General features: G+C 65.3%; 21 protein-coding genes. 14 read left to right on the top strand and 7 right to left on the bottom strand.

The annotated features are described in order from the left end of the window. Positions 1-135: 135 nt before the first annotated feature. Positions 136-1,170, top strand: coding sequence for a cell division protein FtsZ (ftsZ, locus tag AAFN55_RS15595; RefSeq protein ID WP_347799745.1), 1,035 nt, complete (start codon positions 136-138; stop codon positions 1,168-1,170). 199 nt (positions 1,171-1,369) lie between these two features. Here ftsZ and AAFN55_RS15590 read toward each other — a convergent pair whose 3' ends face one another. Then, the gene (locus AAFN55_RS15590) at positions 1,370-1,525 is read right to left on the bottom strand and encodes a hypothetical protein (protein WP_347799744.1); all 156 of its coding nucleotides are present in this window, start codon (positions 1,523-1,525) and stop codon (positions 1,370-1,372) included. Between the two features lie 386 nt (positions 1,526-1,911). Here AAFN55_RS15590 and AAFN55_RS15585 point away from each other — a divergent pair, with 386 nt between their 5' ends. The 7 genes from AAFN55_RS15585 (at position 1,912) to AAFN55_RS15555 (ending at position 9,672) form a co-directional block, all read left to right on the top strand. Beyond that, a complete protein-coding gene (locus tag AAFN55_RS15585) occupies positions 1,912-2,934 on the top strand; it encodes a substrate-binding domain-containing protein (protein WP_347799743.1) in 1,023 nt (340 codons plus the stop codon). A 77-nt stretch (positions 2,935-3,011) separates the two neighbouring features. Further along, a complete protein-coding gene (locus AAFN55_RS15580) occupies positions 3,012-4,514 on the top strand; it encodes a sugar ABC transporter ATP-binding protein (protein ID WP_347799742.1) in 1,503 nt (500 codons plus the stop codon). Next, on the top strand, positions 4,514-5,497 hold the full coding sequence (locus AAFN55_RS15575) for an ABC transporter permease (RefSeq protein WP_347799741.1): 984 nt from the start codon (positions 4,514-4,516) through the stop codon (positions 5,495-5,497). Before AAFN55_RS15580 ends, AAFN55_RS15575 begins: the two co-directional genes overlap by 1 nt. Next, a complete protein-coding gene (locus tag AAFN55_RS15570; protein WP_347799740.1) occupies positions 5,494-6,483 on the top strand; it encodes an ABC transporter permease in 990 nt (329 codons plus the stop codon). The genes AAFN55_RS15575 and AAFN55_RS15570 overlap by 4 nt, the downstream gene beginning before the upstream one ends. Then, positions 6,480-7,496, top strand: coding sequence for a LacI family DNA-binding transcriptional regulator (locus tag AAFN55_RS15565; protein ID WP_347799739.1), 1,017 nt, complete (start codon positions 6,480-6,482; stop codon positions 7,494-7,496). The genes AAFN55_RS15570 and AAFN55_RS15565 overlap by 4 nt, the downstream gene beginning before the upstream one ends. An 18-nt stretch (positions 7,497-7,514) precedes the next feature. Continuing rightward, positions 7,515-8,759 (top strand): Gfo/Idh/MocA family oxidoreductase, encoded by a 1,245-nt coding sequence (locus tag AAFN55_RS15560; RefSeq protein ID WP_347799738.1) that lies wholly within the window; start codon positions 7,515-7,517, stop codon positions 8,757-8,759. Between the two features lie 7 nt (positions 8,760-8,766). Further along, on the top strand, positions 8,767-9,672 hold the full coding sequence (locus AAFN55_RS15555; protein ID WP_347799737.1) for a carbohydrate kinase family protein: 906 nt from the start codon (positions 8,767-8,769) through the stop codon (positions 9,670-9,672). On the opposite strand, the gene AAFN55_RS15550 is transcribed toward AAFN55_RS15555, so the two are convergent. Then, on the bottom strand, positions 9,660-10,148 hold the full coding sequence (locus AAFN55_RS15550; RefSeq protein ID WP_347799736.1) for a pyridoxamine 5'-phosphate oxidase family protein: 489 nt from the start codon (positions 10,146-10,148) through the stop codon (positions 9,660-9,662). The two genes, AAFN55_RS15555 and AAFN55_RS15550, sit on opposite strands and share 13 nt — an antisense overlap. A gap of 146 nt (positions 10,149-10,294) precedes the next feature. On the opposite strand from AAFN55_RS15550, the gene AAFN55_RS15545 reads away from it, so the two are divergent. Further along, a complete protein-coding gene (locus AAFN55_RS15545; protein ID WP_347799735.1) occupies positions 10,295-10,486 on the top strand; it encodes a hypothetical protein in 192 nt (63 codons plus the stop codon). A gap of 41 nt (positions 10,487-10,527) precedes the next feature. On the opposite strand, the gene AAFN55_RS15540 is transcribed toward AAFN55_RS15545, so the two are convergent. Next, complete coding sequence (locus AAFN55_RS15540; protein WP_347799734.1) at positions 10,528-15,129, bottom strand: translocation/assembly module TamB domain-containing protein; 4,602 nt, start codon at positions 15,127-15,129, stop codon at positions 10,528-10,530. Then, on the bottom strand, positions 15,129-17,060 hold the full coding sequence (locus tag AAFN55_RS15535) for an autotransporter assembly complex family protein (protein ID WP_347799733.1): 1,932 nt from the start codon (positions 17,058-17,060) through the stop codon (positions 15,129-15,131). Before AAFN55_RS15535 ends, AAFN55_RS15540 begins: the two co-directional genes overlap by 1 nt. Before the next feature lie 330 nt (positions 17,061-17,390). Here AAFN55_RS15535 and AAFN55_RS15530 point away from each other — a divergent pair, with 330 nt between their 5' ends. The 3 genes from AAFN55_RS15530 (at position 17,391) to AAFN55_RS15520 (ending at position 19,003) form a co-directional block, all read left to right on the top strand. Next, the gene (locus tag AAFN55_RS15530) at positions 17,391-17,576 is read left to right on the top strand and encodes a DUF3008 family protein (protein WP_347800280.1); all 186 of its coding nucleotides are present in this window, start codon (positions 17,391-17,393) and stop codon (positions 17,574-17,576) included. A 3-nt stretch (positions 17,577-17,579) separates the two neighbouring features. Continuing rightward, on the top strand, positions 17,580-17,777 hold the full coding sequence (locus AAFN55_RS15525; RefSeq protein WP_347799732.1) for a hypothetical protein: 198 nt from the start codon (positions 17,580-17,582) through the stop codon (positions 17,775-17,777). Positions 17,778-17,902: 125 nt separating this feature from the next. After that, positions 17,903-19,003: a Xaa-Pro peptidase family protein gene (locus AAFN55_RS15520; RefSeq protein ID WP_347799731.1), complete on the top strand. Its 1,101-nt coding sequence runs from the start codon at positions 17,903-17,905 to the stop codon at positions 19,001-19,003. 3 nt (positions 19,004-19,006) lie between these two features. Here AAFN55_RS15520 and AAFN55_RS15515 read toward each other — a convergent pair whose 3' ends face one another. Continuing rightward, on the bottom strand, positions 19,007-20,173 hold the full coding sequence (locus AAFN55_RS15515; protein ID WP_347799730.1) for a diphosphate--fructose-6-phosphate 1-phosphotransferase: 1,167 nt from the start codon (positions 20,171-20,173) through the stop codon (positions 19,007-19,009). A 176-nt stretch (positions 20,174-20,349) separates the two neighbouring features. Here AAFN55_RS15515 and AAFN55_RS15510 point away from each other — a divergent pair, with 176 nt between their 5' ends. Together AAFN55_RS15510 and AAFN55_RS15505 are read left to right on the top strand one after the other, a co-directional pair. Beyond that, positions 20,350-20,658, top strand: a complete 309-nt coding sequence (locus tag AAFN55_RS15510) for a hypothetical protein (protein ID WP_347799729.1) — start codon at positions 20,350-20,352, stop codon at positions 20,656-20,658. A 13-nt stretch (positions 20,659-20,671) separates the two neighbouring features. Then, positions 20,672-20,971, top strand: a complete 300-nt coding sequence (locus AAFN55_RS15505; protein WP_347799728.1) for a hypothetical protein — start codon at positions 20,672-20,674, stop codon at positions 20,969-20,971. Between the two features lie 129 nt (positions 20,972-21,100). Here the strand turns inward: AAFN55_RS15505 and AAFN55_RS15500 are convergent, their stop codons facing one another. Then, a complete protein-coding gene (locus AAFN55_RS15500) occupies positions 21,101-22,285 on the bottom strand; it encodes a pyridoxal phosphate-dependent aminotransferase (protein WP_347799727.1) in 1,185 nt (394 codons plus the stop codon). Then, positions 22,278-23,183 carry a homocysteine S-methyltransferase family protein gene (locus AAFN55_RS15495; protein WP_347799726.1) on the bottom strand — a complete coding sequence of 302 codons (906 nt, stop codon included), beginning with the start codon at positions 23,181-23,183 and terminating at the stop codon, positions 22,278-22,280. The genes AAFN55_RS15500 and AAFN55_RS15495 overlap by 8 nt, the downstream gene beginning before the upstream one ends. Positions 23,184-23,537: the final 354 nt, after the last annotated feature.

Below are 23,537 nucleotides of genomic sequence, written 5' to 3'. Positions count from 1 at the left end.
TGCACCCTCGGCAACACTCTGGCTTCTACGGGGGTGACTGACGCAGCCTGATTCGCGCGTGCGTCCAGCCCTCACAGCCGATCCGAACTGCTGTCGCATAATGATCCGGGGGAGCTGTTGAACAGGAGCAAAGGCATGATCGACATCAAGAAGCCCGTCATCAGCGAGATGCGGCCCAAGATCACCGTCATCGGCGTGGGCGGCGGCGGCGGCAATGCCGTGAACAACATGATTGCCGAGAACCTGCAGGGCGCGGAATTCGTCGTCGCCAACACCGATGCGCAGGCGCTCGCCATGTCCAAGGCGACGAAGCTGATCCAACTCGGCGCTCACGTCACCGAGGGCCTCGGCGCAGGCTCCCTGCCGGAAATCGGCATGGCGGCGGCGGAAGAATCCATCGATGAGATCATGGACCACCTCGCGGGCACGCATATGTGCTTCGTGACCGCGGGCATGGGCGGAGGCACCGGCACGGGTGCCGCACCCATCATCGCCCAGGCGGCGCGCCAGGCCGGCATCCTGACGGTCGGCGTCGTGACCAAGCCGTTCACCTTCGAAGGCAATCGGCGCATGAAAATGGCCGAAGAGGGTGTCGAGCGCCTGCGCCAATGCGCGGACACGGTCATCGTCATTCCCAACCAGAACCTGTTCCGGATCGCGGACGCCAAGACGACGTTCGCCGATGCGTTCGTCATCGCCGACCGGGTGCTCTATTCGGGCGTCGGATGCATCACCGATCTGATCGTCAAGGAAGGCCTGATCAACCTCGATTTCGCCGACGTGAAATCCATCATGAAGGGCATGGGCCGGGCCATGATGGGGACGGGCGAGGCATCGGGCGAGGGGCGTGCGATCAACGCCGCCGAAGCCGCGATCGCCAACCCGCTTCTGGACGAGACCTCGATGAGGGGCGCGCGGGGCGTGCTCGTCTCGATATCGGGCGGCATGGACATGACGTTGTTCGAAGTCGACGAGGCCGCCACGCGGATTCGCGGTGAGGTGTCCGACGAGGCCGACATCATCGTCGGCGCGATCTTCGACAAGCAATTGCAGGGCAAATTCCGGGTCTCCGTCGTCGCGACGGGACTGGACGATCCCTCGATGTCAAACCGCTTGATGGATCAATCCGACGGCGCGCAAGGTTTCGTGGGCAACAGAATTCTCCAGTAGAAGGGCTGTTCCTTCCGGCGGGACACGCCGCGTTTCCGCCGGCACGTCCGAGCAGCGCGGGACTGATGCGTCAGGCCTCCGGGGTGCATTCCGACACATATGATGCTGGGGAGTTTGGGTCGCCCCACTTGGGCGGGGGGCTTGGGTTAAGCAGAGCGACCCGGCGCACAACACTTCACCCGCCCAATGGTTCCGCCGATCATTCATCTTTTTTCTGGCGGATGTCCTGGGACACGCGTTCCCCGCGCTCGAAGCCATCGACCACGGGCTGCATCGCCCGCGTCATGCCGCCCGTGCCGCATCCCTGGATGGTCAGGAGCGTAATCAGAACCAGGGCTGTTCGGAGTTTGATCATGAGCCAGGGTAGCGGACGGTCGGCTGCCGCTCAACATCCGCGAAGAGAGTGTCGCAACCGGCTGAGTTGAGCTGGAACATTCGCGTCCCGCGCCAGTTCTGGCTTCGAGAGCGTGGGCCGCGTCAGCCGGACCCGGCGGTAGGGAGAACAGGGCAGATTTCTCCGGCTTCTCGCCCTGGCCAACGAAACGGCAGACGAGCTTCTGTCCCGCCCGGCTCGCGTTCTCATCCGCATGTATGCCCCATGCCCATATTTTAAGCCGGCAGAGTCGTTTGCCGAGCGATGCGTCATTGCTGCGCCGCACAACAAAAAGCCTTCGAGCCCCTATTGAAATCGATTTCATTGCCGATACAATCGATTTCATCTTGCTGTTAGGGAGGAATTCAATGTCTAGATTGTCTATAGTCGCGGCGTCCGTTGCGGCGCTCGCCATGTCGGCCGGCGTTGCGCAGGCCGAAGAGTTCACCATCGGCCTGTCGAATGGCTGGGTCGGCTCGGAGTGGCGCACCCAGATGATCGAGGAGGCCCAGGCCGCCGCGGCAGCGTGGGAAGAAAAGGGCCATACGGTCAAGGTCGTGGTGCAGAGCGCCAATGTCGACGTGCCCGGCCAGATCGCGCATGTCCGCAACTTCATCAGCCAGGGCGTCGATGCGATCATCATCAATCCGAACAGCCCGACCGCGTTCGATCCGGTTTTCGCGCAGGCGAAGGAAGCCGGCATCCTGGTGATCTCGACCGATGCGGAAGTGTCGTCGCCCGACGCGCTTTATGTCGGCATCGACCAGACTGCATGGGGCGCCGCCGGCGCGGAGTGGCTTGCAAAGACGCTCGACGGCAAGGGCAAGGTCGTCGCGATCAACGGCGTCGCGGGCCATCCGGCCAATGAAATGCGTGTCGCCGGTTATCGTTCGGTGTTCGAGAAGCATCCGGACATCGAAGTCGTCAACGAGGTCAATGCGAACTGGGATCAGGCGCAGGGCCAGCAGGCCATGCAGAACATTCTGGCGACCTATCCCGATGTCAGCGGTGTCTGGGTGCAGGATGGCATGGCCGCGGGCGCATGGAAGTCGATCATCGATGCCGGCAAGGCCGGCGATATCGCGGCGACCGGCGAAATCCGCAAGGACTTCATCGACCTCTGGACGGCGGACAAGCTCAATTCGGGCGCGTCGGTGAACCCTCCCGGCGTGATGGCGTCGGCGCTGAACGTCGCCGTGTTGATGCTCGATGGGCGTGAGCTCAAGGAGCCCGCAACGGCCGGCCAGTACAAGAACGCGATGTACCTGCCTATTCCGTTCATCGACTCCTCCAACCTGGCCGAGGCTGCGGCGCAGGTCGAGGGCAAGCCTGGGCACTATTCCTACACCAGCGAGCTTTCGATCGACGACGCGGAAGCGCTCTTCAAGTAGGACCCTCCCAAGGGCGGCACGCTCCGATTGCCGGAGCGCGCCGCCCTTGACCCGCAAAACATTGAACGGTGGCGCCGATGACCGAGCTGTTGATACGCGGCGCGCGCAAAGCCTATGGCGCGACGCTGGCGCTGCGACGCGGAGATTTCGACCTCAAGGGCGGCGAAGTGCATGTGCTGATCGGCTCCAACGGGTCGGGCAAGAGCACGCTGTGCAAGATCGTCGCCGGATCGGTGAAGCCCGATGCAGGCGAGGTCATCCTCAACGGCACGCCGATCACCATCGCCGGCCCCCAGGCCTCGCGCGCCATGGGAATCGGCATCTTCTATCAGGAGCTCAGCCTGTCGGCGCGACGCACGGTCGCCGAGAACATCCTGCTTCCGGCGATGCCAACGACAGGTGGCGTCTTCGTCGATCGCGCAGCGCTGCGTGACCGGGCGGCAGCCTATATCGCCGAGTTCGACGGCGTTTCGGGCGAGGGGTTTTCGGCCGATACGCCGGTCTACAAGCTGCGCGCCGACCAGCGCCAACTCGTCGAGATCATGAAGGCGCTCGCAACCGAAGCGCCGATCCTCATCTTCGACGAGCCGACATCGGCGCTCGACCGCGCGCAGGTGGAACGATTCTTCGAAATCCTGAACCGTCTGAAGGCTGAGGGCCGTGCGATCGTCTTCATCTCGCATCGCATGGACGAAATCTTCGCGCTCGGTGATCGCGTGACCGTCATTCGTGACGGCGAGACGGTCGCGACGTCCACCATCGCAGAAACCGACCCGCCGGCGATCATTCGCCAGATGGTGGGCGAGCAGGACGAACTCGCAACGCCATCCGTCGCGCCGCAGGCAAACGCGGTCGATGCGCCGTCCGTGTTTTCCGTCAAGGGCCTGACCGGCGTCGGGTTCCGCGACATTTCCTTCGAGGTGGCGCGCGGCGAAATCCTTGGCCTGGGTGGGCTGCACGGTCAGGGCCAGTCATCGGTCCTGCGCGCGCTCTTCGGCGCGTTGCCGCATATGTCAGGCGCGGTTGCCATCAACGGCAGGCGCTCGACGTCGTCTTCGCCGCGCGAGGCCATCGCCAACGGGCTCGCTTATGTTTCGGGCGACCGCAGCCGCAACGGCATCATCCAGGGGCGTCCGATCCTGGAGAACGTCACGCCGATCCATTTCCTGCGCAACGGCCTCAAGCTGGTGCGGCCGACCGCGCTGAAGGAGAAGGCGAAGGGGCCGTTGGCGGCGCTTAAGACCAAGTTCCAGACCATCGACCATCCGATCAACTCGCTGTCGGGCGGCAACCAGCAGAAGATCGTCATCGCCCGCTGGCTGATCGATCGGCCGGACATTCTCCTGCTCGATGACCCCACCAAGGGCATCGACCTGCAGGCGAAATCCGACCTCTTCGCGCTTGTGCGCACGCTTGCCGCCGAAGGCATGGGGATCGTGCTCTACTCGTCCGAAGACGCGGAACTGCTCAACAATGCCGACCGCATCCTCGTCTTCAATTCGGGCGTCGTGACGCGTGAATTGACCGGCAGCGACCGGACCCGCTTCAATCTCTACGAAGCCGCCTACGAGGCCGCCTGATGACGACCGCTATGCAACCCTCACGCCGGCAAGGCCTTGCGGCGACGATCGAGCGCCTGCCGTTCATTCCGGCGATCGCAATTCTTGTCGTGCTCATCGCGCTCAATGGCTGGTTCGAGCCCAACAGCCTTGGCTTTCGCTCGGTGACCGGGCTCGTCAGCACCTATCTCGCGCTGATGATGCTGGCGATCGCGCAAACCTATGTCGTGCTCGCGGGCGACATCGACCTGTCGGCTGGAGCGATCGTATCGCTGGTCAATTGCGTCATCATCGTCCTCATGGAGCGCTGGGGCGGAGGCGCGGGCATGGTGCTTGCCGCCTGTGCGGTCGGTATCCTGACGGGCATCGCATGCGGGCTGGTGAACGGCATCGTGGTCGCGGCGCTCAGGCTTCAGGCCATCGTCGCTACGTTTGCGACCTCCATCTTCTTTACGGGACTGGCGCTTTATGTGCTGCCGGTGGCGGGGACGCCGGCGCCGGCCGCCTTCTGGCGTACCTATGGTGGGCGGATCCTCGACATCCCGTTCGTTTTCTGGGTCGTGGCGGTTCTCGCCCTCCTGCTTGTCGTGCTTGTGCGAACGCGATTGACGACGCAACTGCTCGCGGTGGGCGACGACGCGCAGGCGGCGTTCCAGAGCGGTCTGCCGGTGACGGCGATCCGCATCAAGGGCTACATCCTGTGCGGGATGTTCGCCGCCTTGGCCGCGCTGTGCATCACCGGCGACACGGCGAGCGGCGATCCGCTGGTCGGCGGCAAGATGACGCTTTTCAGCGTCGCGGCGGTCGTTCTTGGCGGCAGCGCATTGTCCGGCGGCTCGGGAACGGTCGTCGGTTCGCTGGTCGGCGCGCTGATCATCGGGCTGATCAACTCGCTGGTCTTCTTCGTCGGCACGCCGTCCGAGTGGCAGAACCTCGTGCAGGGCCTCTCGATCCTCGTCGCGCTGATGGCCGGCATCTTCGTGAGCCGGAGGGTTTCGCGATGAGCACGACCACGACGTCGCAAACCGCCCGATCCTTTCCGCTGATGGATATCGTCAAGAACCCCATCGTGGTGGCGCTCGTCCTGATCGTGGCGCTGCTCGCGCTCGGTGAGGCGCTATCGCCGGGCTTCGCCTCGCTGCAACAGGTGCTGCGTCTGTCAATCGTGGCAGCCCTGCTCGGCATCGTCGCCGCCGGCCAGAACCTCGTCATCCTCGGCGGGCGCGAAGGCATCGACCTGTCGGTCGGCGGCGTGGTGTCGCTGTCGGCGATCGTCGCCGGCAATCTGATGAGCGGGCAGGATAGCGGCATCGTGCCGGCGATCCTCGCCTGCCTGGCGGTGGGTGGCGTCGTCGGGCTGGCCAACGGGCTTGGCGTCACGCTTCTGCGTATTCCGCCCCTGGTCATGACGCTCGGCATGCTGGGCGTGTTGCAGGGGCTACTGGTGGTCATTCGCCAGGGCATTCCGTCCGGCCGCGCCGCACCCGGTCTCTCCCAGTTCGTCACCCAGCCCTTCCTGTTCGGCCTGCCGGGGATCATCTGGCTCTGGATCGCGATCGGTATCCTGATGGCGTTCCTGCTCAAGCGAACGGTCTTCGGATACCGCATCTACGCGATCGGCTCCAACGAGCAGGCGGCCCACATGGCCGGCGTGCCGGTGCGCACGGTTCGCGTGTCGCTGTTCGTGCTCTCCGGCATGTTCGCGGCGATTGCCGGCATGTGCCTGCTGGGCTACTCCGGGTCGTCCTTCGCCAATGTCGGCGAAAGCTACATGCTGCCGTCGATCATCGCCGTGGTGCTCGGCGGCACGCCGCTGGCCGGCGGCAAGGGCGGCTATACCGGAACGATGGCGGGCGCGGTGCTGCTGATCGTCCTGCAAAGCATCCTGACCACGCTCAACATCGATGAATCCGGCCGGCAGATGATCTTTGGCGCGACGCTGCTCGTGCTGATGCTCTTCTATGGCCGCGGGAAGGCGATGCGGGGATGACGAGCCGCGCCAGGATCAAGGATATCGCGGTCGAGGTCGGCGTGTCGCCCGCGACGGTCTCGCGCGCGCTGTCCGATTCCGGCCTTGTCGCGGAACCGACGCTTTCGCGTATTCGGGAAGTCGCGCAGAAGCTCGATTATCGCCCGAACGTGTCCGCCCGCAATCTGCGCACGCAACGCTCGATGTCGGTGCTTATGGTCGTGCGCGACGTCGGCAACCCGTTCTATCTCGACATTCTCAAAGGTGTGGAATCGACCGCGCGGCGCGCGGGCTACTCTGTCCTCATGGGCAACACCGAGAACAATCCCGAGCGCGAGGTCGAGTATTTCGACATGCTGCGCGACGGCCATGCCGACGGCATGATCCTGATGACCGGCAAGCTGCCGCAGAACGAGGTTCTGGCCGAGCGCGCGCGCGGCCAGCCCGTAGTGGTCGCGCTCGAGGAGGTCATCGGCAGCAGCTTTCCGCACGTGATGATCGACAATGAGCGCGCGGCGCGGGAGGCGGTCGAGCACCTGATCGGGCTCGGGCATCGCCGGATCGCGCATATCAGCGGGCCTGTGCCGGAAATCATGAGCATACGCCGCCGCGACGGCTATCGCGGCGCGATGGCTGCCGCCGGCCTCGACGTGCCGGACGGCTACGAGCAACTGGGCGACTATCTTCTCAACACCGGCGAACGGCTCTGTCGCGACCTGTTTGCGCTGCCGAAGCCGCCGACCGCGATCTTCGTCGCAAACGACGAGATGGCGTTCGGCGTCATCAACGAATTGCGGCGCATGGGGCTCGATGTTCCGCGCGATGTCTCCGTGGTGGGCTTCGACGACCTGTTCCTGAGCCAGGCGTTCCATCCGCCGCTCACCACGGTCAGCCAGCCGCGCACGGAGATCGGGCAGAAGGCCATGGAGCTTCTGCTCGACGTTCTGTCCGGCGAGGCGCGCAGCGCGCCGCGCATCGAGATGGCGACCGCTTTGCAGATACGCGGCTCGGCCGCAGCACCACGCATCACCTAGCATTCATGGAGTAGCAGGATGAGCTTTCAACCCAGGGACACGCTGCGCGTCGGATTGGTCGGGACCGGCTTCATCGCCGAGTTTCACCTGCGCTCGATGCTGGGCGTGCGCAATGTCGTGGTGACCGGTGTCCATAGCCGCAGCGCCGCAAAGCGCGACCGGATTGCAGGTCTCGTCGCTGAACTCGGCCTCGGCACCTGCACGACGCATGAGACTCTGGAAAGCCTCTGCCAGGCCGGCGACGTCGACGCGATCTGGATTCTCTCGCCGAACTATACGCGTCTCGACGTCATGCGCACGATCCACGCCGAGGTGAAGGCCGGGCGATCGACGGTGTTCGCGGTGGCTTGCGAGAAGCCTTTGGCGCGGACGATTTCCGAAGCACGCGAGATGCTGCGGCTCGCCGAGGATGCGGGGCTCAATCACGGCTATCTGGAGAACCAGGTGTTCTGCACGCCGGTCATGCGCGGTAAGGAGATCATCTGGCGACGCGGTGCGTCGACGACCGGCAGGCCCTATCTGGCGCGCGCGGCCGAGGAACATTCCGGCCCGCACGAGGCTTGGTTCTGGCAGGGCGACAAGCAGGGCGGCGGTGTGCTGTCCGACATGATGTGCCACTCGGTCGAGGTCGGCCGGCACCTCCTGACCGCGCCGGGCGCACCGCGCAACTCGCTGACCGTGAAGTCGGTCAGCGGAACCGTCGCGCATCTCAAATGGACGCGCCCGCACTATGCCGACCAGCTTCGCAAGCGCTTCGGCTCGGATGTCGATTACCGCAACCGTCCGTCCGAGGATTTCGCGCGGGCGACGATCGCGCTGGAGGACGAGGACGGCAACGAACTGATCATCGAGGCATCGACGTCGTGGGCCTATGTCGGAGCCGGCCTGCGTATCCAGCTCGAACTTCTCGGGCCGGAATATGCGATGGAATTCAATTCGCTGGCGACGGGCCTGAAGGTTTTCATGTCGCGCGAAGTGACAGGATCGGAAGGCGAAGACCTTGTCGAGAAGCAGAATGCCGAGCAGGGCCTCATGCCCGTCCTCGAAGACGAGGCGGGCGTCTACGGCTACACCGACGAAAACCGCCACATGGTCGAATGCTTCCGCAAGGGCGAGATACCGCTTGAGACCTTCCATGACGGCCTCGCAGTCGTCGAGATGCTGATCGGGCTCTACCGTTCGGCCGAAACCGGCGAAACCGTGCGCTTTCCGGCTCCCGAGCTCGAAGACTACGTGCCGCGGGTGGCGCGCGTGGGTGCCTGATCGACCAATGAGTGGTGAACGCATCCTGGTTCTCGGCAATGTCAATGTCGATCTCGTGATGGGCGAGGTCGATGGCTGGCCTGCCGTCGGCACCGAGGTGATCCTGCCGCGCAGCGAGATGCGGGCAGGGGGCTCGGCGGGCAACACGGCTCTTGCATTGTCCGGGCTTGGCGTACCGCACCGGCTGATTGCGGGTGTCGGCGCGGATATGATGGGCGACTGGCTGTCGGCGCAGTTCGACGGCCAGTTCTCGACGTGGATCGCGATGGACGTGGCCACGACCGTCACGGTCGGGATCGTGCACGCAGGCGGCGACCGCGCCTTCTTCACGACCACGGGGCACCTCCATCAGTCGCGGCTGGACGACCTAGTCCAGCGGCTTCCGGCAGCGCCCGGTGAGAAGAATTTCGCGATCATCTCCGGCGGATTCCTCATGCCCGAGATCGAAACCGGCACTTCGGAGTTGATTGCTGCGCTGAAACGTCTTGGCTGGACTGTCGCGATCGATCCCGGCTGGCCGACTGGCGGCTGGACCGCACGAAACCGGGCGCAGATGCAAACATGGATGAATGAGGCCGATTTCTCGTTGATCAATGCCGAGGAGGCGATGGGCATAGTCGATGCCGAACAGCTCGAAGCCGCACTCGACACGCTGTTTTTGAGCCTCGCTCCGGCCAAGATCATCGTCGTGAAATGCGGCGCGGACGGCGTCCGTATCCTCGCGGGCGACCGTGTTCGATCGATCGAAGCGCCGGAGGTCGAGGTGGTCGATACGGTCGGCGCAGGCGACACGTTCAACGCGGCGTTTCTTGCCGCGCTGAGTGAGGATGCCGACCTCGCGGAAGCCGCCGCACGCGGCGTGCGTGCGGCTTCAAGCGCGCTCTCGACATTCCCGCGCCGCTACGACGCCTGATCGAGGCGCACTTTCTGATGGTCGCCAAGGTCTGGCGGCACGCCGGTCAGTTCTCCCTTGAGCAGCTCCCATTTCGCGCGCAGTTCGCTTTCCGGGTACGACCAGTATTCGGCGATGTCCGGCTCGACGATGAGCACGGCGGCCTCGTCCTTTCCGGCCGGCATCCAACTGCTTGCGGCCTCGTCCCAGAGCATATCGACGTCAGGCCGATCGACGGAAATACGCACGGCGCCGGATACGGATATCCAGCTATTGTCATCGGGTTTGACGAAAACGAGGTTTGCCACGGGGTGCGCGGCGATCTCATCCACCTTGTGGGCGTCGATCGATGTCAGGAACCGCACCGTCCCGTCATCGTCGATGAAATGAGCCTTCATGGGCCGCGATCGCATGAAATTGGTGTCGCGCGTGACGAGCATGCACATCTCGAACGATTTCAAATCGCTCCAGAACTGGTCGACTTCGAGCGTGTTCATAGGGGTGTCTCCTAGGTCCTTCCAAGTGGCCCTTCGAGAACTCAATGCCCGCCGGGGGCAATCCGTTCCTGCCCTCGTCGCGGCGTGGAGCGAAAAGGCGATCCGCGCGTTGAAAGCGACACCGAATTCAACTGAGGGAGACGCATATGACCAAGTCCAGCGATGCCAAAAAAGTCGTCAAGGAGACCCCGGCAGCACGTTCGCTGAGAAAAGAGCAGGCGCACAAGACGTCGGGCGACGAGTTGGAGGAAGGCCTTGAAGATACGTTCCCGGCGAGCGATCCCGTCTCGGTGACGTCAACGACCACCACGGGCGCACCGAAGAAGCGCGACGTCTGACAGGCCCCTCAGCGCTCCCGTCCAGGGAGCGCCGACACGCTTCAATAATCTCGTTCGTAGAAGACGCCGAGGGATGTATCTCCATCCGATCCGACCGCGCCTCGTGCTTTCAATCCCTCGGTGATGTCGAGGTTGATCGTGCCGCGTGTCGTGCCGCCGGCACCTGCCTCGATGCCGAGATAGATGTTGTCCTGAATGTAGCGGCCGGCGCGCACAGCAGCGTTTCCTTCGCTGTCGGTGATCACGTCCAGATCGTCCAGGCCGGTCGCACTGCGCAGGCTTCCCAGCAGAGAGGTGTTTCCACCGCCGGCGAGTTCGGCCGCGGCGGCCGCGAGTTGTGCGATCTGGAGCGGCGAGAGTTCGTCGAGGCCACGGTTGAAGACGAGCCGGGCCAGCACTTCGTCCTCCGGCAGTTGCGGCTGTGACGAGAAGGCGATGTCGAGATCGGAGACGCGACCGGACACGGTGATGAAGACCGTGATGTCGCTTCCCGCAGAGCGCGCCACGAAGTTCAGGAACGGATCGAGATCGCCGACCAGCGTCACCGTGCCTTCGTCGAAGGTGATGCGCTGACCGAGGATCGACAGGCGACCGCGCACGAGCTCGAACCCGCCGACGGGTTGAATGTCGGTCACGGGACCCGTGAGTTGCACCCTTCCGCCAAGCTCTGCGTCGAGGCCGCGGCCGCGCACGAAGATGCGGGCAGGGGCGCTGACATTGACGTTGAGGCGGACGACGCTCGGTCGCGATGACGGCGTGGGGGTGCCGTCATTGGCGCGGGCGCGGCGAAGGGTTTCTTCCACGCCGCGCGGCGGGTTGCGATGGATCACGTCGATCGCGGCAGCACCCCCGGCGAGGTTTTCCGGCACGGTGATTTCCGCGCGCTCGACATTGATATCGCCGGAAATGAGGGGGTCTCTGGTCAGCGCGCCGGTGACCGCCAGATTGCCGTTCACGGTTGCGACGACCATCGTTCCATCGGCATAGCGGGCCTGGTTCAAGACGATCCGAATGTCGGCGGGGAAGCCTGCATTGGCGTCGATCGAGATGTTGCCGCTGGCCGAGATCGATCCCCCGGTGGCGAGGGCCGCGTTTGCGGAGCGGATCGTTACGGTCTGCCCGTCGAGGCTCGCCATCACGCTGATGTCGCGCAGGCGGACATTGCTCTCGGGATCGACGACCTGTGCGCCATTGGTCGACACCATGATGCGTGCGTTGGGATCGCTGATGCTGCCGGTCACCGACCCGCTCAACTCCACGATGCCGGAAAGCTGCGTTCCGCGATCGACGAGGAACCTGTCCGCCAGCGTCAGCGGCGCCGAGCCGGAGAGGTTGACGTTCAGGCCGCTGCCGCTGATCGGCACCGCGCCGCTTGCCTGTAGCGAGAGGCCTTGAGGTCCGCTGACCGTGACCGATCGAAGGGTGACGGTCTCGCCTGCGAAACTGCCGGCGGCGGTGGCCTCGAGCGAGGCGATGCCCGCCGATGCCAGGGGGGCGGCGGCGAGGCCGTTGCCCCGGACGTCGAACGTCGCCTGCGGTGCGGCGGTCGTGCCGGTCACGCGCGCGGTTCCGGCAATCGTGCCGCCGAGGTTCTGCCCGGGCGCGACGGCGTTGAGCGCGGCCAATGGGAATGCGGCAAGCTCGACGTCGAGCGCGAGGGCTCCATTGTCGAGGGGCACGCCACCGCGCGCGCTGGCCCGCAGCCCTTCGGGGCTGGTGACGCTTGCATCGATGTCGAGGCGCTGTCCCGCGGTCTGGCCGGCCGCACGAATGTTCAGCGAACTCTGGCCCGCCTGTTTCAACGCCGCGGCGGTGATGGCGGTGCCCGTCAGGTCAAACCGTGCGTTCGGCGCTTCGCGCGTGCCCGTCACGGTCGCCGTGCCGTCGAGCGTGCCGCCCAGGCCGAGGTCGGGGCGCACCAGATTGGCGATCGAAAGCGGCAGGCGGGCGACCGACACGTCGAGGTCGAGCGTGTCGGCAATCGTGCCGTTGGCGGAGATGCGACCGCCCGCGACGTCGAGCGCCAGCGTGTCGATCGTGATATTGCTGCCCGCCACCAGCAGGGACGCCGGCCCGACGAGACGCGCCGCAACGATGCCCTGGCCAAGCGAAGCCTCGTCGAGACGCAGGCGGAACCCGTTGCCTTCAGGCGCGAGATTGCCGCGCGCGGCCGCGACCGTGCCATTGTCGAGCGTGGCATTCGCCTCGAACGCAGTTGCGTCTCCGCTGCGCTGCGCGGTTGCGTCGAGTGTCGCGACCTCGACGCCACCTGCGACGAGGTCCTGCGCGCGGATCGAGCCCTGGATCGCGGGAACGCCGAAGAGGTCGGCGATCTGCGCGTCGATCGCAGCCTGGCCGAGGCTCGTCTCGCCGATCCGCAAGCTGCGGACGGTCGCCTCGGCGGTTGCGTTCTGGCGGCCTTCGGCGCTGGCGAGATTGATCGAGGCCTGAATGGCACCGGATGCTTCCGCGAGGAACAGCGCGGCGGCGGTCGAGATGTCGGCGGCTTCCAATGTGAGGTTTCCGTCCAGCAGGCCAACGGCATTCTGTGTCACGGAACCCCGGGCGCGCGCGCCGCCGGCGGTGAAATCGAGATCGGTCAGGCGGCGTTCGCCATCGGCGACGGCGATGCCGGCGGACAGTTGTGCCCGCACACCGTCGAGAAACGCGTCGCCACCGACCATTCCGTTGAGCGCGCCGTCCTGCAACGTGCCTTCGAAGGCGATCTGCGCGTCGCGCAGCGTCTTCCCGGACAACGAACCGGTGGGGACGCTCGCGATCGTCGTCAGCGTGATCAACCCGTCCGAACCGGCCGCGCGGCCGCGCGCCTCAACGCGCCCGCTTGCCTGCGGAGAGACCAGCGCAAGGTCGGACAAAGCGAGCGTGTAGTCGAAATCCGCCGCGCCGGACGCGAAATTGCCATCCGCCGTGAGTTCGACCTGCTCGTTCCCGATGCGCAGGTTTTCTGCAACCAGACCCGTCTCGCCACGAGCAACGCGACCTGTGATCGTCGTGCGGCCGCCAAGCAGGTTGTCGGCCGCTTCGTTGGCGATGCGGAGTTCCCCGGCCTCGCTGTCGACGGTGAGGTTGAAGGCGCCGCTGATCGGCTGCACCTCGCCATTGGCGCGCAGCGCCAGCGTGCCCTGCAGGTCACGCCCCGCAATGGCGGAGAAGGGCGCGATGCTCTCGGCTTCGACGGCGATATCGCCGTTGAATGCGTAGTCCGCGATATCGCCGGCAAGCGATACGGAGAGGCCGTTACCCGACAGGATGGCGTTCGCCAGCTTGATCGCTTCGCCTGCGTTCCACGACCCGTCGATGTCGAGATTGATCTGCGTGCCCAGCGCTTCCTGAATGTCGGCGCGCGTGGCGAGGATGCCCGAGATGTCGCCATCGACCCCGAACGTGATGCGGCGCTCGGTGGCGCGGTCGATGTTCTGCGCGAGCCCTCCGAGGGTGAATGTCGCCGTCTGCGCAGTGAACTCCGTCGTCGACAGTCCGTCGATCGATATCAGGCCCGACCACTGGTCGCCGGCCTGTTCGCCGAAGGACAGATTGACCTTCGTGCCCTGGACGGTCGTGGTTCCGCCGGGAACCGGCAGCACGACGCGCTGCGCGTTGTCGTCGGCGATCGTGGCATCGAGATTGAGCTGGCGCAGAAAACCGTCCGCGCCCGTCTCGGCCGTTGCCGCAAGAGCGAGAGCCGCGCTGTCGATCTGCAATGTCTCGAGCACGAAACCGCCGGCGTCCTTTACCAGACCCGTCGTCTCAAGCGTCGTCTCGGCCCCGAAGAAGCCCCGGAACTGCACCGGGATAAGCTGTGCGATGGGGCCTTCGAGTTGTGCCGCGTATGCGAGGCCCTCGGCGCGGCGGCGAAGCTGTGTCGCGCCCGTCAGGATGCGTTCGCTTGCGGCGTCGAGCGTCAGCGTCACGTCGAGTTCCGACAGGGGGCCGCTACCCTTCACCGCGAGATCGACGGGCGGCCGTCCTTCGATGTTGAGCAGGTTCGCGACGATGCCATCCTCAGGCTCCGAAAGCGCCAGATCGAGGTCAAGCTGCTCTGTCGCGTTGGCGTAGGCGGCGGCGAGCCGGAAATGGCCGCCGGGACCGTCGAGGCGCGTGATGTCGAGGGCGGTATCGAGCGACCCGTCTTCAAGACGGATGCGGCCGGTCATCGACAGTTCGGATTCGAGGCCGAAGACGGTTGGTCCGAACGCAATGCGCGTTGCGTCGAGCGCATCGAGATTGACCGCGATAGGCAGCTCGGGAATCTGGAACGACGTCGCCTCGGGCGCAGGCAGGCTTTCGTCGGGAATCGGGCGTCGCAGAACCTCGATGCTCTCAGCCGCAAGCGTGTCGATCTGCAGTCGTTGGCTCAGCACGAGCGCCGTGCGGCTCCAGACGATCGATGCGTTGGTGATGCGCAGCCAGACGCCTTCATTGTCGGCAACCGTGATCGACCCGATCCGCGCATTGGACGAGAGCACACCCTGAATGTTCTGGATGCGGATCTGACGGTTCGGCGCGGACAGCTTGTCCTCGACGAAGCCGAGCAGCCAGGAGCGCTCTTCCTCGGGCGTTTCCTGCTGCGCAAACGCCGGGGCAGCGAAGAGAAACAGGAGAAGGGCTGCAAGAATGCGCATCAGAAAGCCTGTCCTATGCCGACATAGAAGGCGACGCTCGGGTCGCCTTCGCGGCGATCCAGCGGCACTGCGACGTCGAGCCTGATCGGGCCCAGTCCGGTGAGATAGCGCAGGCCGACGCCGGCGCCGAGCCTGAGGTCTTCGTCGAAGGTCGGGATCGTGTCCTCGCCGACGAAGCCGGCATCGACGAAGCCGACGACGCCGATCGAATCCGTGACCTTGGCCCGTGCTTCGATGGATGCCTCCGCCAGCGAGCGGCCGCCGATCACGTTGCCGCTGGCGGTCGGCACGCCGATGTTGCGGTATGCGTAGCCGCGCACGGAACCGCCGCCGCCTGCGAAGAACAGCATGTCCGGCGGCAGTTCGGAGATGGGCGGCCCGACGAGCGCGCCAAGCTTGAGCCGGCCGGCAAGGACGAAGCGGTTTTCTTCACCGAAGCCGTAGTAGGCGCGGGCCTCCGCGGTCGCCTTGAAGGCGGCGTTGCCGTATTCGAACTCGTAGAATGGGTCGAGCGTGCCTTCGAGGAAGTAGCCCTCGGTGGCGTCGGCCGCATTGTCGCGGCTGTCATAGGTCAAAGCGCCCATGAAACCTGCGGTCATGAAGTCGCGGCGGCCGAATTCGTCGTCGTCGAAGCGCGAGCGTCCGCCGGTCGCAAAGAGCTTGCCGGAGAGTTCCTCGGTGAAGACGTGGGTGAAGCCCGTCGTGGCGGTAACGGCGGTGCGCGTGTACGGATCGAGGACTTCCCGATCGCCGTACAGCGATGCCGAGAAGTCCGTATCCGGCGTGAACACGCCCGGCTTCACGAAGGTCGACCCGACGCGATAGGTGAATTCATCCGGCTTGAACGTCTTGCCGATGCCGGCCACCTTCGCGTCGAAGCGTAGACGCTCGGCGCGGCCGAACAGGTTGCGATGCATCCAGTACGCTTCGAGGCCGGCACCGTCGATCGTCGAATAGGAGCCGCCGACGCCGAACCGGCGTGGCAGGCGCTCCTGCACGATGTAGGTGATCGGCAGCAGTCCGTTGCTGTCGATCATGTCCGCTTCCTGGAAGCGCGCCGCACGGAACACGTCCAGCTTCGCGATGCGCGTTCCTGCGCGGGTCAGATCGTCCGGGTCGTACTCCACGCCCGGCCGCAGGCCCGTCATCCAGGCGACCCACTCGGCGTCCATGCGCTCGGTGCCCTCGACCGTCACGGGCCCGTAAAACGCCTTGCGGCCGGGGTTGACGGTGATGCGGGCGTCCACGACGTCGGCGTCATGCGCGGCCTCGACACGGCGCTCGGCAACCTCGGCCTTGGCGTGGCCCTGCTGCCGCCACGCCTCGACGGACAGGCGTTCGGCGCGCAGGATCGTTCCCGACTTCGCGATCTCGCCCGATGCGAAGCCTTCGTCGCGCGGGTCATCGACCTCGTCACGACGGTTCGTCGCGGGCGGTGCCTGATTGACGATCGCGGCCTCGCGGAAATTGAACAGGGGGCCGGGGTCCACCGAGACGGTTACCGTGGCGGGTTCGGCAAGCTGCGCATCGGGCGCTAGATCGGCTGCCTCGCGGCCATCGATCCTGATCGAGATGGTGCCGCCATAGCGGCCTTCGGAATAGAGCGTGCCCAGAAGGCGGCGATAGTCGCCGCGCGCCTTCGCCAGCAAGCCGGCGGCGCCCGACGCGGGTTCGTTGCGGTCGTTCCACAAGGTCGAAGCGTTCTTGAGGGTGTTTTCGATCCCGTCATCGGTCTCGCCGACGGAGAATTCGACCGAGTAGGTCTGCGGATCGCCGATGACGAGGTCTTCCTCGGGTTCATCGCTTCCGAAAAGCTTGATTCCGAAAAGCTCGAACGCATGCACCTGTCCCGGCGCGACGCAGAGCGCGGCGCAGAAGGCAGTGACGACGAGCCGGCTGCGGCGCCAGACTGGCGGGCTCTGCTCGGTCAAATGTACTCCTCACCACTGTCGACACGCGAAACCGGGAGGCCCGCACCACATCTCAAGACGCTTCCCGCAAGGGCCGCGCCAACTCGTGACCAGCAAGCGTTCACAGGCCCCTCGACGCAGACAAACTCCGGCATCTGGCCGAAGAAGACCTGCAAATTCAGCGAACAAGCACAGTCGGTACAGGTCAGAATGTACCGAAATGGGTTTCTTTTGTCTAACCATCGCGCTGTTGCGCTGTCTCGCTCGGTGGTTTCCGTGCCGGGTGAGGGAACAATGCAACAGGTGCCTTCGTTTTCCCTGCGGCAACGAGACATGTCGAGGAGTGGCACCATGCCCGCGAAATCGAAAGCTCAGCAGAAAGCCGCAGGAGCGGCACTCTCCGCGAAACGCGGAGAAACGAAGAAGTCCGAATTGAAAGGCGCATCTCGCGAAATGGTCGATTCGATGAGCGAAAAGCAGCTCGAGGAACTGGCCGAAACGAAGCGCAAGAACCTTCCAAACAAGAAGTCGGATTGAAGCATGAAACCGCAGACCGAACCTACCAATCTCGTTCTCCAGCTTGCTCATACGAACGGCAACACCGGTGGTCGGCGCATGCCGATCATCGATGCCCCGCGAATCGAGACGGACCGATCCTCGGACGGGTTTGACTGGAAGCCGACCATCGCGCTGGTTGTCCTGTTCGCAGTCCTCATGCTGGCTGTCGCCTATCTCTGACCCGCGCGGTGCGGCTCCCTTTTCGATGAGACCCAAATCACGCTAGAAGGCGGGTTGCCGGTGCCGCCGGCGACCGCCCAAACCTTGCCCCAAACCTTGCATTGCAATCGAAAAGGATACCCACCGTGACCGACATCGTCGCTGAGCGGATGGCGCGGCTGCGCGCCAAAATGGCTGAAACCGGAACCGGCCTCGTCGCCATCGCGCCGGGTTCGCACATGCAGTGGCTGGTGGGTTTCTATCCGCATCCCGACGAACGTCCCTGTCTTCTGCTGGTGGCCGCTGACAAAGCGGGCTTCCTGATGCCGGCGCTGAACGCGGACGCCGCACGGCAGGATTCCGATCTTCCGATGTTCACATGGGCCGATGCCGACGGCCCCGATGCGGCGCTGGCCGATGCGCTTTCGGAGCTGTTTGCGGATCGTGCCGGCCGCGTCGTTCTGGATGAGACGATGCGCGCGGATTTCGCGCTTCTGCTGCTCGACGCGCTTCCCGGCATCGAGCGGGCTTTCACCGAGGACACGGTCGGCCAGCTTCGATCGATGAAGGACGAGGCGGAGTTCCGCAAGCTCAAGAGATCAGCGCTCCTGAACGACGAGGCGATGAAGGCCGCATGGGCCGGCATCAAGCCGGGCATGACCGAAAAAGAGGTTGCTCGCATCGTCAGCGATCATTTCGCGGCGAACGGCGCGCGGGTGCAGTTCTCGATCGTCGGCGCGAACGAGAACGGCGCGCATCCGCACCACGCCACCAGCGACCGCGTGCTGCGTGAGGGCGACGCGGTGGTGCTCGACATCGGCGGCCGGATCGGCGGCTATCCCAGTGACATGACCCGCATGGCGATCGTCGGCGAGGCGCCGGAAGGGTACGGCCAGATCCACTCGATCGTGGAGAAGGCGGTGCAGGCGGCACTTGCCGCCGCGAAGCCCGGCGTTCCCGCAAAGGCGGTCGACAAGGCCGCGCGTGACGTGATCGACGCGGCCGGCTACGGCGAGTTCTTCGTCCACCGCACGGGGCACGGCCTCGGCATCGACGTCCACGAGCCGCCCTACATTACCGCGACGTCGGAGACGATTTTGGAGGAGGGCATGGTGTTTTCCATCGAGCCCGGCATCTACCTTCCCGGCCGCTTCGGCATCCGCCTCGAGGACATCGTCATCATGCGCGCGGACGGGCCGGAAATCCTGTCCGAACTGCCGCGCGACGCGTTCGTGGTGCGGGTTTAGCCTCTATACGAACGGTTTTCCCGGCTCGAACTTCCTCGGCAGCAGGCGGTCGAGATAGGCGTGGCCGTCCGGTGAGAGGCGGCTCTCGTTCGGGTCGAGGAAGTTGGCGGGGATGTGCCGGGTCTTGCCGGCGACCGCCGACAGGGGCACGAGACGGATGACCGTCTTGCCGCCTTCCTCCTGAAGCGCGACCGATCCGCCGCCACGCGCGGCGGCGTCGACCGCGAAAACGCCCGCATCGAACGCCTCCTGCGCATCGACCGCGCTGATCATGCCGATATTGCCACGCGGCAGATAGCCGAACGTATCGACGCGCGCACGCGTGCCCTTGAGGTCGTCGGCGAGGATGCGTTCGATCGCCTGGCCCAGATCGGTGCCGGACAGGCGCACATTGCCGTGTGCGTCGCGCTCCAGCATATCGGCGGGCACCAGTTCCTCGACCATCGAGCGGCCGGAGGCCGACGATATGCCTTCCGAGATCGCGATGATGCAGCGGCCGTGCCGACCCATAGTCGACTTCACGTCATCGACGAAGCGGGCCCGCTCGAAGGGGCGTTCGGGCACGTAGATGAGGTGCGGCCCGCTGTCCTCGTCCAGCCGCCACGCGGCCGATGCCGCCGTCAGGAAGCCGGCGTGCCTGCCCATGACGATGCCCGCATAGATGCCGGGCAGGGCGCGGAAGTCGAGATCGACGCTCAAAAACGCGCCGGCGACGAATTCGGCCGCCGAGATGAAACCCGGAGTGTGGTCGTTTTCCTCGAGGTCGTTGTCGATCGTCTTGGGCGCATGAACGAAGGCGATGTCGCCGCCCGACGCATCGGCAAGGATCGCTTGCGTGCCTGCCGTGTCGTTGCCGCCAATATAGATGAACGCGTCCGCGCCGGCCGATTTCAGGCCTTTCAGGATCAGTTCGCAATAGGCTGCATCCGGCTTGTCGCGCGTCGAGCCGAGTGCCGCGCTCGGCGTGGCCGCAATCCGGCGCAACTCCTCCTCGGAGCGCTGGGACAGATCGACGAAATCACCGTCACGGACGCCGCGAACGCCGTGGCGAGCACCCAGAACCCTGCATCCGGGGTGGCGGCGTCGGGCCTCCAACGCGGCGCCCACCATCGTCTGGTTGATGACGGCGGTCGGCCCGCCGCCCTGCGCGATCACGAATGTCTGGGACACGGCTTCACTCTCCGGATTGCTGTCTTCGAGCGACTCGTAGATGGTTTTCACGCCGTAGCCAAATGGCGCGTGCGGGATGGCGGCTGATCACATTTGCGATAGTGATGTGCTCGCGCTCTTTCCGGCAGGGCCAAGGCTTCTATGTTTCGCAGCAAATCGTTCGAGGAAAGGACCGCATGATGTTCAGGCACTACGCTTTCGCGCTGCTCGCCGCAGCCACGATTGCCGCGCCGGCCTTTGCGCAGGGGCGCCCGGACGCCCGCTCGATGAGCTGCGAGCAGGTTCAGTCATTGATCCTCGGCAATGGCGCCGTCGTCCTGACCACCGGCCAGCACACCTACGACCGATATGTCGCGAACCGCAGCTTCTGCAATCGCGAGGAGACGCCGGTGATGGAAAGCCTGTCGACCACCGACACCAACCGGTGCAGGGTCTATCGTTGCGAATTCGACCCGCGGGACGGCCCGGTCTTCCGCGATCGCTGAGAAGAGGACCGTGATGACGACGCGATTTGTGCTTTCCCTGATCGGAGCCATGGCAGTGAGCCTGTCCGCCACCGCGGCCATGGCCCGGCCCGACACGCGCACCATGAGTTGCGACGAGGTCCGGTCGCTGATCATCCAGAACGGCGCGATCGTGCTGACCACCGGCCAGCACACCTTTGATCGCTTCGTCGCGGCACGCCCCTTTTGCGACTATCCGAACATTCCCACGCGCATGAGCGTCCCGACCACCGACACGAACAGTTGCATCGTCTACAATTGCCAGCGCAGCCTCTACGACACGTCGGACAATTGATCGGCGGGGAGGGAGTTCGTCCGCGCCGGGGATCGCCTTCCACGTGGTGGACACAGGCAGGATCAGGTGCGGCGTGGCCGTCTCCCCCCTTGTGGGGAGGGATAAAGGGTGGGGGTACACCGCGCAATCTCACGCAGCGTTTCGCTTGTAGCCGGCGGCGAAGCGGCGAATCCGTGACGCGGCATCCTCCAGCACGTCTTCAGGCTGGCAGAGCGAGATGCGGACATGGCCGGCGGCTGCGTCGCCAAAGCTCGCGCCTGGCATGGCCGACACGCTCTCCGAGCGCAGCAGACCCCAGGCAAACGTTTCGCAGTCCGGCTCGATCGCGGAGATGTCGAGCATGATGTACATGCCGCCCTCCGAGCCGCGAACCGTGACCCCGTTGGCGCCGCGCATCGCGTCGAGGAACACGGTCCGGCGGTGTGCGTAGCGCTCGGCGATCTCGGTGACGCCGTAGCCGTTTTCCAGCGCCTCGATCGCCGCGCGGCTGACGAAGTCCGGCAGGCCATAGGTCGAGACGAGATTGAGGTTGATCAGCGTGGTGATGACGTCCTGCGGTCCCGTCAGCCAGCCGATGCGCCAGCCGGTCATGCCGTGGCTCTTCGACATCGAATTCACGACCAGCGTTCGCTCCTCCATGCCGGGCAGCACCCTGGGAGACACATGATCGCGGCCGCCGGTGATGGTCCAGTAGACCTCGTCGGAAATGAGCCACAGATCGTGCTTGCGGCAGATGTCGGCGATGCCATCGAGCGTCGCGCGGCTGTAGACCGCGCCGGTCGGGTTGTTGGGCGTGTTGATCAGGATCGCCCGCGTGTTCGGCCGGACCGCCTTTTCGATGTCCGCCGCCATCGGCTGGAAGCCGTCCTCGGCCCGCGCCTCGACGACGGTGAACTCCGCGCCGGCCGCCCTGAAGGTCGGCGGGTAGGTGGCGTAATTGGGTGCGACGACGATCGCGTGCTGGCCGTGATCGACGGTGCCGAGCACGGCGGCGAACAGTGCCGCCTGACCGCCGGGCGCAGCCAGGATCTGACGGGCGGAGGTCTCGATGCCGGTGCAGGCCGTCGAGATCGCCGCCATGGCCGCGCGCAGGCGCGGCAGGCCGGGCAATTGCGTGTAATGGTGGTGGCCGGCGCGCACCTCGCGCACGCACGCTTCCACCGTCTCCGAAGGCGTGTGGAAATCATGGTCGCCGACGGACAGCATGATGATCGGCTCGCCGGCCTGGCGTCGTGTCATCGCCTCGAAATGAACCTCCCAGCCATCCTTGCCGGAGGGCGTTATGCCGGAAACGCGGGACGACAGGTCAGGCATCGAACGCTCCCACGAGTTGAAAGCCTTCGCTTTGCAGGCGGTCCCTGAGTGCTGCGATGTGCGCAGGCCCGACTTCGCAGCATCCGCCGACGATCGACGCGCCGGCGGATGCCCAGCCTGCGGCACGTTCGGCGTAGGCGTCGGGTCCGAGATCCTTGCGCGCTTCGAGCACCTCGACCGTTCCGCCGTGCTTCAGGGCTTCGACGGCGGTGAAGCCGTTGGCGTAGGCGCCAAACCGTCCGCCCAGTTTTCGAAGGTCGGGAAGGGCGGCCTCGACGGCCTCGGGTCGCGAGCAGTTGACCAGCAGCGCCGCGATGTCCAGTCCTTCGAGAGCCTTGGCCGCCTCGGCGAGCGTTTCGCCGCTGCGAAGCCGTGGCGCTCCGTCGTCGGCCAGCGTCCACGACACCCAGACCGGCTTGCCGCTTTCGCAGGCCGCCGTCGCGGCGGCTTTGGCTTCGTCGGCCGAGGCCATGGTTTCGCACAGGAAAAGGTCGACCGCGCCGGCCTGCTGTTCCACGATGCGGCGGTAGGTCTCGACCGCTTCGTCATAGCCGATGGTCAGCGCCGGCGCGTAGCTGCCGAAGAGCGGCGACAGGCAACCGGCGATGGCGCAATCGCCGGCCTTGTCGCGCGCAGCCTTGGCAAGAGCGATGCCGCGCTGTTGAAGCGGCACGAACATGTCGGCCGCGCCTTCGCGTTCCAACCTCTCGGGGGTCGCGGAATAGGTGTTGAGCGTGATCACCCGCGCGCCGGCCTCGATGAACTCGGCATGCAGCGCCTCGACGATTTCGGGCTCGTCCATCAGCACGCGCGCCGACCACAGGCGCGTCGGCGGCGTCTTCGAGCGGCGAACCAGTTCCTGGCCCATGCCGCCGTCTGTCAGAACAATTTTCGTCATGCACGCAATCTCGTATTTTCGGGGTCCCAAAGCGCCGTGCACAGTAACGCGCAAGCGCTCTCCAAATATCGCGACTCGCCCGGTTGGCTCCGTGAGGTCGCCGCGGATCATGGCCAGCGCGATCGACTTGTCCACCCGGTGACCCCGGCCTCCTGACAGGGGTCGCCCACGATCGCGCGACCAGGCGGTGTCTTCTGCAGCGCTTTCGTCCTGACGAGCCTTTCATGGTGACAGCATCTTGGCGAGACACAGGCCGGGCGGCGATTTGTGCCAAAGGATTTGCCTGTACGGCGCGATTCGCCTATTCGATGCCTCGAAATCGTGCAGGGACGCGGCGCCCTGCGCTTGCGGCCG

The organism is Mesorhizobium sp. CAU 1732, assembly GCF_039888675.1.
In the GTDB taxonomy this organism is placed as follows: domain Bacteria; phylum Pseudomonadota; class Alphaproteobacteria; order Rhizobiales; family Rhizobiaceae; genus Aerobium.
The sequence above is the reverse complement of the archived record's forward strand: the minus strand, read 5'-3'. Positions and strand labels throughout refer to the sequence as shown.

Coding starts and splice junctions, on each gene's coding strand:
- ftsZ (WP_347799745.1), top strand. CDS start 136: ATGATCGACATCAAGAAGCCCGTCATCAGCGAGATGCGGCCCAAGATC.
- AAFN55_RS15590 (WP_347799744.1), bottom strand. CDS start 1,525: ATGATCAAACTCCGAACAGCCCTGGTTCTGATTACGCTCCTGACCATC.
- AAFN55_RS15585 (WP_347799743.1), top strand. CDS start 1,912: ATGTCTAGATTGTCTATAGTCGCGGCGTCCGTTGCGGCGCTCGCCATG.
- AAFN55_RS15580 (WP_347799742.1), top strand. CDS start 3,012: ATGACCGAGCTGTTGATACGCGGCGCGCGCAAAGCCTATGGCGCGACG.
- AAFN55_RS15575 (WP_347799741.1), top strand. CDS start 4,514: ATGACGACCGCTATGCAACCCTCACGCCGGCAAGGCCTTGCGGCGACG.
- AAFN55_RS15570 (WP_347799740.1), top strand. CDS start 5,494: ATGAGCACGACCACGACGTCGCAAACCGCCCGATCCTTTCCGCTGATG.
- AAFN55_RS15565 (WP_347799739.1), top strand. CDS start 6,480: ATGACGAGCCGCGCCAGGATCAAGGATATCGCGGTCGAGGTCGGCGTG.
- AAFN55_RS15560 (WP_347799738.1), top strand. CDS start 7,515: ATGAGCTTTCAACCCAGGGACACGCTGCGCGTCGGATTGGTCGGGACC.
- AAFN55_RS15555 (WP_347799737.1), top strand. CDS start 8,767: ATGAGTGGTGAACGCATCCTGGTTCTCGGCAATGTCAATGTCGATCTC.
- AAFN55_RS15550 (WP_347799736.1), bottom strand. CDS start 10,148: ATGAACACGCTCGAAGTCGACCAGTTCTGGAGCGATTTGAAATCGTTC.
- AAFN55_RS15545 (WP_347799735.1), top strand. CDS start 10,295: ATGACCAAGTCCAGCGATGCCAAAAAAGTCGTCAAGGAGACCCCGGCA.
- AAFN55_RS15540 (WP_347799734.1), bottom strand. CDS start 15,129: ATGCGCATTCTTGCAGCCCTTCTCCTGTTTCTCTTCGCTGCCCCGGCG.
- AAFN55_RS15530 (WP_347800280.1), top strand. CDS start 17,391: ATGCCCGCGAAATCGAAAGCTCAGCAGAAAGCCGCAGGAGCGGCACTC.
- AAFN55_RS15525 (WP_347799732.1), top strand. CDS start 17,580: ATGAAACCGCAGACCGAACCTACCAATCTCGTTCTCCAGCTTGCTCAT.
- AAFN55_RS15510 (WP_347799729.1), top strand. CDS start 20,350: ATGATGTTCAGGCACTACGCTTTCGCGCTGCTCGCCGCAGCCACGATT.
- AAFN55_RS15505 (WP_347799728.1), top strand. CDS start 20,672: ATGACGACGCGATTTGTGCTTTCCCTGATCGGAGCCATGGCAGTGAGC.
- AAFN55_RS15500 (WP_347799727.1), bottom strand. CDS start 22,285: ATGCCTGACCTGTCGTCCCGCGTTTCCGGCATAACGCCCTCCGGCAAG.
- AAFN55_RS15495 (WP_347799726.1), bottom strand. CDS start 23,183: ATGACGAAAATTGTTCTGACAGACGGCGGCATGGGCCAGGAACTGGTT.